Raw genomic sequence first — 15131 nt, 5'->3', positions numbered from 1 at the left:
GTAGCCTCTGACAAAACGCCTGTTCTTGTCAAGCGATACGGCGGACGATCTTCGGCACGGCGACGCCGTTCGCGGCGTGAGCGGGTTCGGTCAGGACCCGGTCCCAGGCCCACTCGGCCGCCCCGATGAGCATCGAGTCGATGCCGAGCGCGCTCGGCACGACGCGCACCCGCGAGCGGATGACGTCGAAGACCCGCCGGTCGAGTTCGCGGTCGAGCGTCGCTGCGATGTGCGGGTGGAGCCGAGCGAGCGATCCTCCGAGCACCACCATGTCGGGGTCGAACACGTTGATGATCCCGGCGAGTCCGAAGGCGATCCACCGGGCCTGCTCGTCGATCGCGGCCAGCACCTTCCGGTCGCCTGCGATCGCGTCGCGCACGATCGCCTCGATCGCGGCGCTCCCGACGACGTCGGGACGGCCGACCCGACGGAACAGCGCGTGGTCGCCCGCTTCGGTCTCCCAGCAGCCGATCGATCCGCAGTTGCAGTCGATCCCGATCGGATTGACGGGAATGTGGCCGACCTCGCCCGAGCAACCGGCCGATCCGATGAGTGGGCGTCCTCCGACGATCATGCCGCCGCCGATGCCGACCTCGCCGGAGATGTAGACCAGATCGTCGAGTCCGACCGCCGCGCCGCGCCGGCTCTCCGCGAGCGCGCCGAGGTCGGCGTCGTTGCCGACCGCCACATGGATGTCGGGGCCCAGCCGATCGCGGAGCAAGTCACCGAGGGGGACGTCGCGCCAGCCGAGGTTGGGGCCGCTCACCACGAGTTGGTCGTCGTGACGAACCAGGCCGGCGATCGCCGCCCCGACCCCGTGGACGACGGTGTCGGCCGGCAGGAGCTCGAGCAGTCCACGGGCGATGACGGCGAGTTCGTCGACCGTGTGTTCCGGTCCTCGATCGTGGTCGCGAGAGATCCTGGTGCCGGCGAGTCGCCTGCCGCCGAGCGTGAAGACGCCGACTGCGATCGTCTCGACCCGGAGGTCGAAGGCGATGACGACGGCTCGACCGCTCGGTCGGACGAGGGTCGACGGCCGACCCGGGCTGCCGTCGGACATCGCCCGTTCTTCCTCGAGGAGACCGAGGCCGACCAGGTCGCCGACGATCGTGCCGACGGCGCCGCGCGTCAGGTCGGTCGCAGGGACCAGCGCCGACCGGCTCTGTTCACCGGCCAGGTGGACGGCGCGCAGCACGACGGACTGGTTCATCAGGCGAACCGATTCGCTTCTCGCCCCGGTGGCGTTGGTGTTGCTCATGTGCGACGACGATCACCGGCGGCACGCCCTGGCCCGCCGGACGACCCGCGGTAGACACGGGTTTCTCCAAGGCTGCGACAAACTCGTGCCCCGTGTCAACATGTCAGTCGGTGCCGACCCGTGCCCGCTTCTGGGCGTGGATGTCGGCGGTGGCAGCGCTGCGACCGGACGGTGCCGACGTCCACAGTCACTAACGTGCGGGCTCGTGATCCTCTCAGACCGCACCATGCGCGAACAGATCGACGCCGGACGGATCGTGATCGACCCGTTCGACCCGTCGCTGATCCAGCCGTCGTCGATCGACGTGCGGATCTCCAACCTGTTCCGCGTGTTCCGGAACCACACGGCCGGCGTGATCGACGTCAAGCAGGACCAGCGCGACCTGACCGAACTCGTGGAGATCCCCGATGACGGGAGTGAGGCGTTCATGCTGCACCCGGGCGAGTTCGTCCTCGGGGCGACACTCGAACGGATCGCGGTCCCCGACGATCTGGTCGGGCGCGTCGAGGGCAAGTCGTCGCTCGGGCGGCTCGGTCTTCTCATTCACAGCACCGCGGGTTTTCTCGACTCGGGCTTCGACGGTCACATCACCCTCGAGTTGGCGAACGTCGCCAGCCTGCCGATCACGCTGTACGCGGGCATGAAGATCGGCCAGGTCAGCTTCATGCAGATGACCACACCGGCCGACCACCCCTACGGCAGCGGCGCCCAGGGCTCGAAGTACCAGGGTCAGCGTGGCCCGACCCCGAGTCGCTACTTCGAGAACTTCGACTGAGCGCGAACGGGCCCCGGTCGTGTGACCGGGGCCCGTTCCGTGGCGGTACTCCGCTCGGGTCGCCCCCGCCGGGAGAAGAACGGGCGGGGGCGACCAGGCGGGGGGACTTGCTACACCTGCTGGTACAGGTCGGTGAGCGAGCTCACGAGCACGCCGCGCACGCCGGCGTCGGGGATGCCGACGGCGGTGTCGATCGCCCGCTGCACCCACTGCTTGGCCTGCTTCGACTTGCCGCGCTCGGCGAAGCCGAGCGACTTGTCGAGGTCGCCTCGCAGGCTGTCGGCGGTGGCCGGGTCGAGCCGGCCCTCGTCGACATAGCGGGTGATGAGGGCGTCGATGTCGCCGTACGACGTCACCACTGTGAACACGATGGTCGATGTCGTTGCGTTGCCGGCCACGTCGACGGCGGTGGCCGTCAGCGTGTGCTGACCGAGCGCCAGGCCGTCGAGCCCGAACTCGGTCCCGACGGTGACCCCGTCGAGGGCCACCGTCAGCGAGGCGACGCCGCTCGTGGCGTCCTCCGCCGACACGGCGACGGCTCCCGCGTTGCCGGCGCTTCCGCCGTCGGCGACACCGTCGACCGTGACGACCGGCGCCGTGGCGTCGATCGCGAACTCGACCGTCGTCGAATCGGTCGTCTCGTCACCACGAACCGCCCGCACCGCGACCGTGTGGGCACCGTCGCCGCCCACGACGACCGAGCCGTCGTCGCCGGCGGCGAACGGAGCGCCGTCGACCGAGAACTCGACCGTGGCGGCCGGGTCGCTCGCGACACCGGCGACCGTGACCGGACCGACGTACCAGCCGTCGGCGCCGTCAGGCGTCGCCGGGTCGACGGTGACCGCGTCGAGGGTGAGCGGTGCGCGGATCGAGAACGTCGCCGTCCCGACCTCGCTGACGTTGCCGGCGGTGTCCGACGCCCGGAACTCGACGACGTGGTCGCCGGGCTCCGAGACGGTCACGGCCGTCGTGTACTCGCTCCACTCGCCGCCGCCGACGCGGTACTCGACGTACACCTGGCCCGGCAGGTCGTCAGCGGCATCGAGCACCACCTGGACCTCACCCGACGAGGTGTCGAGGGTGGCGCACCCACGGGGCAGTCCCGTGTCGCCGGCGTGGACCATCACGGCCTGCGCCGTCGACCGCGCCGCCCACGGCGCATCACCGCTCGGCGATGCAGCGCCGCTGCTGTCGGCGACGAACGTGTTCTGGCCCGGATCGCGCAGCCACAACTCGTTGGGTGGTGCCATCGGACCGTCGGGGTCGTCCATGTAGTGCGCCTCGACGGCGGCACAGGTGCCGACGTGGAGGTGCGCAGAGAACTCGCCTTCGGGTTCGAGGCCGGTGAGGTCGGCCGTCATCGTCGTCTGGGTCGAGGTGACGATCATCTCGGCCGAGCCGGCGAGGTCGGAACCGACGGCGGGAAGGATCGTTCCCGTGAAGGCGCCGTGCAGGCTCGCCGAGATCGCCGGCGGCGTGGTGTCCACCGGCTCCTCGACCACCCGGAAGTAGTCAAACGCCACCGGCACCGGTGCCGACTGGTTGGTGCCGATCGTGAACACACCGACGGCGCCGTTCGCCGCCACGAGGGCGTTCGTCACGGGGTTCGCCGCGTCCGTCCACGTCGTGCCGTCGAGCGAGTACGACGCCGAGAACGTGTCACCCGACCGACTCAACCGCAGCCACAGGTCGCCACGTGCCACCCCGTTCACGTTCGAGTTCGGGCCGGCGATGGTGCCGTCGATCTCGTTCCGGAACTCGAGGTTGGTCGTCACGGCGTTGCCAGCCGTGTTCGTGGCGAGCATGTTCCACTTCACGTAGTGGTCGTCGTCGACGTAGACCATCAGACCGGCCTGCTGGTACCGCTCGGCGAGCTGCGACGTGTCGAGCTTGGTCTCGACCGTCCACTCGTCGCCGGGCTGATCCTGCAGGATGAAGTTGGTCGGATCCGTCGCCGTGCCCTGGTAGATGTCACCGTTGCCCGTCTCGAGCACCAGCGCACCGTCGGTGACGGCGTAGGCGGTGTCGTCGAGTCGGACGCTGCGATTCCATCGACACAGGTCGAGCGTCGTACCGTCGAACTCGTCGTTCGGACCGGCCGATCCGGCGGTGTCGTCGGGCGTCACCGAGAACCAGTCGAACGACGCTTCCTCGTCCTCGTTCCGGTTGTTGCCGGCGAGTGCCATCAACCCCATCTGGGCGTGGGTGTAGCCGGACACGTCGCCGGTCACTCCCATGCTCGTCCAGGTGACGCCGTCGGTGGAGTGGAATCCCTCGACGATGCCGGCGGCGTCGATGCGCAGCTGGAGGTACGCCGTGTCGGGGAACCCGGCGCCGACGGCCGGCGAGTTGGTCTCGTTCGGCGAACCATCGGCCTCCGACACGAACTGGAACACCCGGTTGGCGGCGTTCTCACCACTGGTCGTGCGACCCTCGAAGACGAACTTCATGTAGTTGTCGTCGTCCTGGTAGAGGATCAGGCCGCCCTGTTCGTACGCGTCGTAGAACCGGCCGGTCACCTTCGTGGTGATCGTCACGGCGCCGCTCGGAAGCGGCTGCAGCACGATGTTCGGGGTGTCGGTGTTGTTGGCGCCGTAGATGTCGGTGGCCGTCAGCGGGATCACCAGATGCGAGTCCTCGACCCGCAGCTCCTGGCTCTCTCGGACCACGGTCCACCGATCGGTGTCGAGCAGCGAACCGAGGAAGTCGTCCGACCGTCCCGCCAAGCACTCGTCGATCGCGCCCGGGGTGACCGAGACATCGATCGAGGCGGTGCCGGCGGCGCCGCTCGGGTCGGTCACGGTGACCGTGGCGGTGTAGTCGCCCGGGCTGCCGTACACGTGGGTCGGGTTCTCGCCCGTCCCGACGGCTCCGTCGCCGAACGTCCAGTCGTAGGAGAGGTCGGTGTCCCCGTCCGGGTCGGTGGCCGTCGCCGTGAACGCCACCTCCAGCGGGGCGGTGCCCTCGACGGGGGTCGCCGAAACCGACACCGCGGGAGCACGGTTCTCGCTCACGCCGACGCCCTGGAACTCCATCCAGTTGACGTTGAACAGGTAGCCCGTGTCGCCCGACGGTGCGTCGGCGACGAAGTACACGCTGTCGCTCGTGACGTCGTCGTCGAGGTCGATCGTGACGGTCTGCCACGACTGCCAACCACCGGTGCCGGTGATCGTCGTCGACCCGACGAGCGGGCCGTCCGGTGCATCGGTGCGGATCTCGAGGACGCCACCCGAGCGGGCCGACGCGATTCGCACGTCGACGGTGTCGATGCCGGTCAGGTTCGCCGGTTCGAGCGACCACCAGTCGCCGTCCTGGATGAAGCCGATGTTCTGGCCACCACCGACGTCGGTCGTGCCCTCGGTCTGGACACCGGGGTTGTCGGTGCCGACGCCGCCGGCGACCCTGCCGGTCTCGGCGAAGTACTCGGCTTCGGTGTGGCGCAGCCGGAGTTCGACGATCTCCTGGGTCGTCAGGCTGCCGGCGCCGTTGGCGCCGCCGTCGTCGGTGTAGGTGACCGTGACGATGCCGAAGATGTTGGCGCCGACGTGGCCCGTGTCACCCGGAATCGGGAAGCTGCCGCTGCAGCCGGCGTACTGCTCGTACCCGTGGGCGTGTTCGTCGTGCCCGAGTGCGGGTTGGGTGATCACCCGATCGCAGTCGATCGTTCCGTCCTCGGCGTCGGTGACGGTCACGCTGTACGAGATCGTGTCGCCGAACGACATGAAGCCGCCGTTGGGCGGGGTGTCGATGGTGATCACCGGTGCGGTGTTGCCGGCGGTGATCGTGACGGTCGACGACGCCGTCACGCCTTCGTCGTCGGTGACGATCAGGCGAGCCTGGTAGTCGCCGGCGACGGTGTACGTGTGGGTCGGGTTCGGGTCGGTCGAGTCGGTCGTGCCGTCACCGTCGAAGTCCCACTCGGTCGTGACCGGGCCGCCGTCGGGGTCGTACGAACCGGTCGAGGCGAAGTTCACCTCGAGCGGGAGGGGGCCGTTGGTGACGTCGGCGGTGAGTCGGGCGATCGGGGTCCGGGCGTTGCCGGCGTACTCCATGCGGTAGATGCCGGAGTCGGCGTTGTTGCCGCCGAAGCCGGAGCCCCACTCGATGAAGTACAGGGCGCCGTCGGGTCCGAAGTCGAACGCCATCAGTCGACGGAAGGTGTCGCCGGGGAACATCTGATTGATCTTCTCGACGCCGTCGACGTCGTCGTCGACCTGGAACGAGAACATGCCGTTCGTCGTCCGGTTCCACTCGCCGAAGATCGCCTTGCCGTCCCAGTACTCGGGCCACTTGACCTCCGACGTGCTCGCCGGGTCGTAGCGGTAGACGGGTCCGGCCATCGGCGCGCCGCCGGTGCCGATCTCCGGCGTGCCCGTCGACGACTTGCCGTACCACTGGTCGGCCGCGATCGGAGCCGGGAGCTGGCTGATGCCGGTGTTGTTCGGCGAGTCGTTGACCGGACCGTTCGTGCAGTCGAAGGCGCTGCCGGACGTGCTCGTCTCGAAGTCGAAGTCGATGTACGGCGTGTTGTCACCGACGCAGTACGGCCATCCGTAGAAGCCCGGCTGGTCGACGATGTTCCACTCGACGCGGCCGTCGGGGCCACGGTTCGCGTTGGCGCTGCCGGCGTCGGGTCCGTAGTCGGCGAGGAGCAGTTTGTCGGTCAGCGGGTCGATGCCGATCCGGAACGGATTCCGGAAGCCCATTGCGTAGATCTCGGGACGGGTCAGGTCGTCGGTGTCGAGTGCCTCGTCGAACAGGTTCCCGTCCGGGATCGTGTAGCTGCCGTCGGGTTGCGGGGTGATGCGCAGCACCTTGCCCATCAGGGCGTTGGAGTTCGCGGAGGTGCCCTGGGCGTCCCATGCCGAACGTCCGTCGCGCTCGTCGATCGGCGCGTAGCCGCTCGACGCGAAGGGGTTCGTGTTGTCACCGGTCGCGATGTAGAGGTTCCCCTGGCTGTCGAACTCGATCTCGCCGCCGGCGTGGCAGCACTGATCGCGCTGGGTCGGGATGTCGAGCACGACGACCTCGGTCGCGGTGTCGAAGGTGTCGCCGACCATCGTGAAGCGCGACACCTGGTCGTGCGGTATGCCGTCGTCGGGCGAGTAGGTGAGGTAGATGAAGCCGTTGTTCTCGAAGTCGGGATCGAGCGCGAGCCCGATCAGGCCGAACTCCTGGCCCGTGTACACGTCGACCGAGCCGGCCTGCGTGATGCTGCCGTCGGTGTGGATGATCCGCACCGCCCCGTTCCGGTCGATGTAGAAGACCCGGCCGTCGGGTGCGACCTCGAGCGTCATCGGGTTGCTCGTGTTGTCGTCCAGCGTGACCTTCTGGAAGTTGTCCCAGTCGGTGGCGCCGCAGTCGCCGGCGGCGATGCCGGCGGCGTACTCGATGCCGCCCCACAGGAGGTCGAGGAAGTCGGGCTCTGCGAACGTTGCGTTGGTGTGGCCGTGCCCGGTGAACCAGGAACGTCCGCCGTCGTAGTCGTGGCACCAGGTGATCGGATGGTCGATACCCATCGCCGATCCTCCGGCGTTGTACGTGCTCTCGTCGAGTGACTGGAGCACGTGGACGTCGACACGCGGGTTGCGATCGAAGTTGTACCACTCGTCGGTGCGGGCCCACTCGGTGTCGAGGTGGGCGGTCGACGGGTGGACGTGATCCTCCGTGACGACCGTCGCCTCCTGGACGGCCGGGTGGCCGGCGAAGTATGCGCCGACCAGGTCGGCGTACCATGGCCAGCTGTACTCGGTGTCGGATGCGGCGTGGATGCCGACGTAGCCGCCACCCGACTGGATGTACGACTCGAACGCGGCCTGCTGGTCGGCGTTCAGGACGTCGCCGGTCGTCGACATCCAGATGACCGCCGAGTACTGGCTCAGGTTCTCCTCGGTGAACGCGGTGGCGTCCTCGGTCGCATCGACCGTGACCCCGTTCGCAGCACCGAGGTCCTCGATGGCTTGGACCCCGGTCTCGATCGAGCCGTGGCGGAACGCCGCGGTCTTCGAAAAGACCAGGATGGAATGGTCGGTTGCCTCTTGGGCCGCGGCCGGTGTCACCGGCACGACCAACAGGCCGAGTGTGGTCGCCAGTGCGGCGACCATCGCGACGAGACGACGTCTCGTGTTCATGGGATCCCCTCTCGTTATCCGTCGGAACGGTGGGACGCCCCTGGGTCCGAGTGCGGCGCACGACGACGCGCGTCGTCGACGCACGTGGTGTCGGACCCCCCAGACCCGCTGACTCGGACATCGGTGATGCCCCGCCGTCAACGTCGCACCCGGCGCGGCCTGGACGCAATCCCTCCTTGGTCATGGTCCCAACGCGCTAGACCGGTTGGGCGACGCGCTCGAGGAGCGGCTCGGCGAACTGCCCGGCGGGGTCGCGCGAGACGGGCCCATCGCCGTGACTGGGGGTCATGGCGATGGGCCCGGTGCTCCCAGTCGTCGCCCAGGTGGGCGAGTCCCGGCCGGGTTGATCGGGGACGATCGGGCGGGTGTCGTCGAACGTTCCCCGTCGCGTCCGACGACCGGCCGCAACGTCGGCGGCACGATGGTCGTGACCGTAGCGACGGTCGAGACGCGCCTGAAGGGCCGTCGGAGGGATGTGGTGTCGTCCGAACGGGGGGCGCGAAAGAACTAGTTCCCATTTCCCGGTCGCCGGGCCTCCCGGACGAGCGAGCGCTCGGTCTACGATGCACGACGTGGGTTCGGGGGGAACCAGCGCTTCGATGGAGCTGCGCGCTGCGCAGGTCCGGGACATGTACGCCCGTCTGTTGCAGGGCGAACTGTCCGGCACCGACGCGCTCGCCGCGAGCCAGCAGATGCTCCAGATCCTCATGGACTCGATGGCGAACGCCGTGTTCTGGAAAGACCTGAACTCGTGCTACATGGGATGCAACAAGGTGTTCGCCCGGTTCGCCGGCGTCGAGCCGAACCTGCTGGTCGGCATGTCCGACCGCGACATGCCGTGGGCCGACAGTCAAGCGTTCAGCGCCGACTGGTTCATCGACTGGGACAAGCACGTCATCGAAACCGGCGAGCCGGCGTTCGGCATCATCGAGCAACTCCGCAGCGCCGCCGGCGAGGAACGTTGGCTCCAGACGAACAAGGTTCCGTTGTGCGACCTCGACGGTCGCGTGATCGGTGTGCTCGGCACGTTCGAGGACATCACGAACCGGCGCCGCGCCGAGGAGGAGCTCCAGCGAACCCTCGACGAACTCGACGAACGAGTGCAGCAGCGCACCGCCCAGCTGGTGCTGGCCAACGAGTCGCTCCGACGTGAGGTCGAGGACCGCGTGCGGCTCCAAGCGGAGGAACGACTCCAGCGGGCGTACGCCGAGGCGTTGCGCGACACCGCTGCGGCGATGACGTCGACACTCGACCTCGACGAAGTGCTTCGTCAGGTCGTCACCGGCGTCGAACGGGTCGTGTCGGCCGACCTGATTGCGGTCGTGCTCGTCGACGCCGACGGTGAGATCCGCAACGCGAACCATCGTGCGAGCTTCGGTTATGGCGAGGTCCGACACGAGCGGCTCGAGGGGCTCTACTCCCAGCTGTCGATCCTGCGCCGGCTCGGTGTCGACGAAGGTCCGATCATCATCGACGAACCGATGGATGCGCTCGGCGCCGCCCGTTCGACGCTCGGTGCCCGGATCAGCGTCGCCGACCAGTTGATGGGTTTCCTGTTCGTCGAGAGCGCCGTGCACGGGTTCTACACCGCGAGCCACGCCGAGCGGCTCGGCGCGGTCGCCGATCAGGCCGGTGCCGCCGTTTCCAACGCCCGGCTGGCACGCACCGCCACCGAGGTCGCGGCGGCCGAGGAGCGGCAACGGCTCGCGCACGAACTCCACGACGCCGTGAACCAGACCTTGTGGACGTCGGCGCTGACCGCCGAGTCGTTGCTGCGCGAACTCGGCGACGACGACCCGATCCGTGAGCGCGTCGACCGGCTCCACCGTCTGTCGCGCGGCGCGCTCTCCGAGATGCGTGCCCTGCTGCTCGAGCTGCGCCCCGACGATCTGACCGAGGTCGGTCTCGACGAACTCATCAACTATCTGATCTCGGCGCTCGAGTGTCGCCGCACGTTGCAGCTGCGCGTCGACCTGGCCAACGTCCAACTCGATCAGGACGCGCACCACACCTTCTACCGCGTGGCACAAGAGGCGCTCCGCAACGTCACCCAGCACGCCGAGGCGACATCGGTCGAGGTCCGCCTCACCGACGGCCCCGTCGTCGAGCTGTGCGTCGTCGACGACGGGCGTGGGTTCGACGTCGAGCAGGTGCCGAGCGGTCATCTCGGCGTCGCGATCATGCGCGAACGCGCCGACTCCATCGGTGCCCGTCTGTCACTCGACAGCCGCGTCGGCGGTGGCACCGTCGTACGCCTCGTCTACCGACGTCCGGAGGGACTTCCATGATCCGAGTAGTGATCGCCGACGACCACGACCTGTTGCGTGAAGGCGTCACCGCCTGCCTCGCCTCGACGGCCGAGATCGAGGTGGTCGGCGAGGCGTCCACCGGCGAAGCAGCACTCGAGCTCGTCGCCGACCTGCGACCCGACGTCGTCGTGATCGACATGGTGATGCCCGGCATCGGCGGCCTCGAGGCGATCCGTCGTCTGCGCGCCGCCGACGACCGACTCGGCATCGTGGCCCTGACGAGCTTCTTCGAGCGTTCGCGCATCCAGGAGGCGCTCGACGCCGGCGCGAACGGCTACCTCGTGAAGTCGGTCGACACCGACTCGCTCGTCCATGCGGTCCGCAACGTCTCGCTCGGACACGACACCTTCTCACCCGAGGTGACACGAGCGCTCGCTCAACGTCCGACCACACCCGACGGGGCGCTCGACATGCTCACCGCTCGTGAGACCGAGATCGCCGACCTCGTCGCCGAGGGGCGCACCAATGCCGAGATCGCGAACGAGCTGAGCCTGAGCATCTTCACCGTGAAGAATCACGTGAGCAACATCTTGAGCAAGCTGCACGCGCAGACGCGGACCGAGGCGGCTGCGATGATCCTCACCGCCCGGCGTGGTGCGATGGCCGAGGCCGTCGCCGACTGACCGCCTCGGCACGACCGCCGACGAGACCACCGACATCGTCAGGTCGTGGTCGCGCGCGCCCGCTCGTCCCCGAGAACCCTGACGCACCGCCCGAACTAGTCCGTTCGCGCCCCCTCCAGCGGGCCCCCCGAAATCGCTCGGATGCCCCTTCCGAGCACGTCGACGGCGTCCGTACTGTCGTCGCCATCGCACGGGGGTCGTGCGAGAGAGGGGACAACTTCCAGTGGACTCGGAACCGGCGCGCTCCAGCGGCGCCACCGACATCACGCACGTGACCGAACCACCGATCGCGAGCCGATCGGGTGTGACACGATCGCGGCCACTGTCGACGTGGTTCGTCTGGGCGGTCGGCGTCTTCGTGGCCCTCTGGGTGCTGTTCATCGCTCGCGGCACCTCCGCCGGCGCCGCCGTCGACGAGCCCGGTGAGTTCATCGTGACCTTGCTCGACGGGTTGACGTTCGCAGGCCTGCTGTTCGTCGTCGCGTCGGGATTCACGCTCGTGTTCGGCCTGATGCGCACCGTGAACATGGCGCACGGTTCGCTGTTCCTGCTGTCGGCCTACGTGGCGATCGAGATCCAACAGTCGATGGTCGGCAAGGACCGCAACATCGAAGCGGGCGACGTCGGCATCCTCCAATGGGTCGTCCCGTTGCTGATCGGGTCGATGGTCGTCGCCGTCGTCGGCATCGTGATGCAGCAGCTGCTCCTGCGCTGGAACCAGGGCCAAGACCTGCGCCAGGCACTCATCACCCTTGCTGTCTCCGTCATCCTCGCCGACCAGATGTTGGCCCACTTCGGCGGGTTGGCGCAGCGGGTGGTGTGGCCCGGCGCCGTCACCCAGTTCTTCGAGATCGCCGGCGAGCGCTATGCACTCAGCCGACTGTTCATGCTCGCCCTCGCCCTCTGCGTCGGGATCGCCCTCTGGCTCTGGCTGAACCACACCCGCATGGGCATGGTCATCCGCGCCGGTGTCGACGACCAGGAGATGGTCCGGGCGCTCGGCATCAACATCACCGTCGTCTTCGGTGTCACCTTCTTCGTCGGAGCCTTCCTCGCCGGGATGGGCGGCGTCATGGGTGCCTCGTTCGCCGGTGTGGCGCCCGGCACGGACGGTCAGTGGTTGCTCAACTCACTCATCGTCGTCATCGTCGGCGGACTCGGATCGATCAAGGGCGCCGTCGCCGGCTCACTGCTCTACGGCATGGTGATCGCCTTCGCCCCGGCGTATCTGCCGAGTGACTACACCTTCTACGCCATCATCTTCACGTTCGTGCTGCTCGCCCTCGTGCTGGCGGTCCGGCCGTACGGACTGTTCGGACGGGAAGCATGAGCCGCTCACCGCGCGACATCGCCGTCGCACTGACCGCGATCGTCCTGATCGCACTGCCGTTGTTCGGCTCCGACTTCTTCGTGTCGTTCGTGATGACCCGCACCGTGATGCTCGGCCTCGCGGCGTCGACCATCGCCTTCTTGTCGGCGTACGGCGGCATGGTCTCGCTCGCCCAGCTGCTGATGTTCGGGATCGCCGGCTTCATGGTCGGCAATGCCGTCGGCGAGGCCGGCTCGAAGGGCATGAAGCTCGGCTGGCACCCGTGGGTCGCCGTGGTGTTCGCGCTCGTCGTCACCACGGCCGTCGCCCTGCTGCTCGGCGCACTGTCGGCCCGCACGAGCGGCATCTACTTCTTGATGCTGACGATGACCTACGCCGTCATCGGTTTCTACTTCTTCGGACAGGTGACCACGTTCTCGGGGTTCGGTGGCATCACCGGCATCGACCCGCCCGGTTTGTTCGACGGGCACCCGACCCGGCTCTACTACGCCGCGGTCGTGTTGTCGATCGTCGCCTACGTCGGGCTGCGGTACGTGTCGACGACACCGTTCGGCATGGCGCTGCAAGGCGTCCGTGACGATCCGGTTCGCATGTCGTCGCTCGGCTTCAACGTCGCGTTGCACCGCACCCTGGCGTTCGCACTGGCGGGCTTCGTGGCCGGCGTCGCCGGCGTGCTGAACATCTGGTGGAACGGCCAGATCGACCCGACGTCGATCTCGATCGGTCCCACGCTCGACCTGCTGATCATCGCGGTGATCGGCGGCATCGCCCATCTCGAAGGCGCCTGGCTCGGCGCGTTCGTGTTCGTGATGGCCAACAACTACATGAGGAATCTGCCGTTCGCCGACACGATCGGGCTGACCGAGGCCCGCTTCAACACCGTCGTCGGCCTCGTCGTCCTGCTGGTGATGCTGCTGTCGCCCGACGGCCTCGTCGGCATCGCCGTCCGCTGCCGCGACTGGATGGCCCGATTCCGCCGCTCGGACGACGCTGCACCGCAGCCGCCCGACGCACAGCTCGCGACCGCCGATGGCGGTCCGACGGGGCGCTCCGCCGTCCCATCTCACAACACGGAGGGGAGTATCCGATGACCAACCACACCAGGAGGCGTCCGCTGCGCATTGCCGTAGCGCTCGCCGCGACCCTGTCGCTCGTCGCTGCAGCTTGCGGTGGCGACGACGACGACGCCGAACCGGCCGACGAGCCGGCAGAGGCCGAAGAACCCGCCGACGACGGTGACGACGAGCCTGCCGACGACGGTGGCGACGAGCCTGCCGACGACGGTGGCGACGAGCCCGCCGACGACGGTGGCGACGAGCCTGCCGACGAGGGTGCCGGAGGCACGCTCAAGGTCGGCATCCTCGCCGAGTGCGAAGGCGCCTTCGGCGGTTTCAACGAAGACGTCGTCGCCGGTGCGACGCTGGCGTTCGTCGAGGACGGCGGCGCCACGCCCAACTCGACGACCACGGCGCTCGACGGGTTCACCGGCGCCAACGTCGCCGGACTCGACATCGAGCTCGTCGGCATCGGCTGTGGTGACGACACCGCCGACCGGATCATCCAGGAGGTGCGCACCCTCGTCGAACAAGAGGGCGCTGAGGTCGTGATCGGACCGCTGTCGGGCGACGAGTCGATCGCCGTCGCGAACTACGCGAAGGACCACCCCGAGGTCACCTTCATCGACGGCATCGCCGGCGCACAGGAGACGACCCTGCAGGTCCAGGCGCCGAACTACTTCCGCTTCCACGGTGACGGCGCCCAGTGGAACGCCGGCATCGGCGACATCCTGCACAACGTCGCCGGGTGGGAGACCGCTGCGGTCATCGCCGACGACTACAGCTTCGGCTGGACGTCCGCGGCCGGCTTCATCGCCGACTTCTGCGGCGTCGGTGGCGAGGTCGTCTCACGGGTCTTCCCGCCGCTCGGCACGACCGACTACTCGTCCTTCGTCCAGCAGTTACCCGACCCCGACGAGGTCGACGGCTACTTCTGGGTGGTCGGCGGTACCGGCACCAACGCATCGCTGGAGGCGTTCGTCAACGCCAAGGGCGACCTCACGGGCGACCAGCACGCCGGCAACCTGTTCTTCAGCCCGGCCCTGGCGTCGGCACTGGGACCAGATATCGCGGGTGCCTACGTCGGTGGCTTCGCCTCGTACCCGGCCGACATCGAGTCGCCGGAGATCACGGCGTACCTCGAGAGCGCCGATGCGACGTGGGAGAGCTTCCCGGCCGGTGCTGCCGGTGGTGAGGACAGCCCGCCGTCGGTCGCCCTCAGCTTCGGGTTCGGCTACGGGTACTACGTCGCCGGCAAGGCACTGAACCAGGCCCTCGAAGCCGTCGGTGGCGACCTGTCCGACAATCACTCGGCGCTTCGTGCCGAGCTGTCGAGCATGACCCTGGAGGCCCCGTACGGCGACGTCACCCTCGACGAGAACCGTCAGGGCATCATCACCACCTACGTGCAGCAGCTCGTTCTCGACGACGAGTCCGGCGACGTCGTGGCCGAGACGGTCGCACTCATCCCGGGTGTCGATCAGAGCTTCGGCGGCACGTTCAGCGCCGATACGCCGCCGCCCGACCGCGACAACCCGTCGTGCGAGACCCGCGACCTGCCGTGGGCCGGCAACTCCATCCCGGTCGTCGACGGCGTCCCCCAGGAGTGAACGCCTGACGGCGTTCGACCTACCCCCACCACCGACCCCG

Annotated in this window: 8 protein-coding genes; 6 read left to right on the top strand and 2 right to left on the bottom strand. The window is 68.3% G+C overall.

Features of this window, described 5'->3' with window-relative positions:
* Window positions 1-28 precede the first annotated feature (28 nt).
* Entirely contained in the window at window positions 29-1258 is a 1230-nt protein-coding gene (locus BDK89_RS18600; protein WP_133870376.1) for an ROK family protein, read from the bottom strand.
* A gap of 205 nt (window positions 1259-1463) precedes the next feature.
* On the opposite strand from BDK89_RS18600, the gene dcd reads away from it, so the two are divergent.
* Window positions 1464-2033, top strand: coding sequence for a dCTP deaminase (gene dcd / locus BDK89_RS18595; RefSeq protein ID WP_133870375.1), 570 nt, complete (start codon window positions 1464-1466; stop codon window positions 2031-2033).
* A gap of 110 nt (window positions 2034-2143) precedes the next feature.
* Here dcd and BDK89_RS18590 read toward each other — a convergent pair whose 3' ends face one another.
* On the bottom strand, window positions 2144-8164 hold the full coding sequence (locus BDK89_RS18590; protein ID WP_133870374.1) for a ThuA domain-containing protein: 6021 nt from the start codon (window positions 8162-8164) through the stop codon (window positions 2144-2146).
* A gap of 572 nt (window positions 8165-8736) precedes the next feature.
* On the opposite strand from BDK89_RS18590, the gene BDK89_RS18585 reads away from it, so the two are divergent.
* From BDK89_RS18585 to BDK89_RS18565, 5 genes are all read left to right on the top strand, one after another.
* Window positions 8737-10452, top strand: coding sequence for a sensor histidine kinase (locus tag BDK89_RS18585; RefSeq protein ID WP_166657686.1), 1716 nt, complete (start codon window positions 8737-8739; stop codon window positions 10450-10452).
* Window positions 10449-11096, top strand: a complete 648-nt coding sequence (locus BDK89_RS18580; RefSeq protein WP_133870372.1) for a response regulator — start codon at window positions 10449-10451, stop codon at window positions 11094-11096. Before BDK89_RS18585 ends, BDK89_RS18580 begins: the two co-directional genes overlap by 4 nt.
* Window positions 11097-11400: 304 nt before the next feature.
* The gene (locus tag BDK89_RS18575) at window positions 11401-12426 is read left to right on the top strand and encodes a branched-chain amino acid ABC transporter permease (RefSeq protein ID WP_208294123.1); all 1026 of its coding nucleotides are present in this window, start codon (window positions 11401-11403) and stop codon (window positions 12424-12426) included.
* On the top strand, window positions 12423-13517 hold the full coding sequence (locus tag BDK89_RS18570; RefSeq protein ID WP_133870371.1) for a branched-chain amino acid ABC transporter permease: 1095 nt from the start codon (window positions 12423-12425) through the stop codon (window positions 13515-13517). The genes BDK89_RS18575 and BDK89_RS18570 overlap by 4 nt, the downstream gene beginning before the upstream one ends.
* The gene (locus BDK89_RS18565) at window positions 13514-15091 is read left to right on the top strand and encodes an ABC transporter substrate-binding protein (protein ID WP_133870370.1); all 1578 of its coding nucleotides are present in this window, start codon (window positions 13514-13516) and stop codon (window positions 15089-15091) included. Before BDK89_RS18570 ends, BDK89_RS18565 begins: the two co-directional genes overlap by 4 nt.
* Window positions 15092-15131: the final 40 nt, after the last annotated feature.

It is taken from the genome of Ilumatobacter fluminis, assembly GCF_004364865.1.
GTDB lineage: Bacteria > Actinomycetota > Acidimicrobiia > Acidimicrobiales > Ilumatobacteraceae > Ilumatobacter > Ilumatobacter fluminis.
Note: the sequence above shows the minus strand (reverse complement) of the source record. Positions and strands in the feature narration are given on the sequence as shown.

Excerpts from the sequence above, each read along its gene's own strand:
- BDK89_RS18600 (WP_133870376.1), bottom strand. The coding sequence starts at position 1,258 with ATGAGCAACACCAACGCCACCGGGGCGAGAAGCGAATCGGTTCGCCTG.
- BDK89_RS18590 (WP_133870374.1), bottom strand. The coding sequence starts at position 8,164 with ATGAACACGAGACGTCGTCTCGTCGCGATGGTCGCCGCACTGGCGACC.
- BDK89_RS18580 (WP_133870372.1), top strand. The coding sequence starts at position 10,449 with ATGATCCGAGTAGTGATCGCCGACGACCACGACCTGTTGCGTGAAGGC.
- BDK89_RS18570 (WP_133870371.1), top strand. The coding sequence starts at position 12,423 with ATGAGCCGCTCACCGCGCGACATCGCCGTCGCACTGACCGCGATCGTC.
- BDK89_RS18565 (WP_133870370.1), top strand. The coding sequence starts at position 13,514 with ATGACCAACCACACCAGGAGGCGTCCGCTGCGCATTGCCGTAGCGCTC.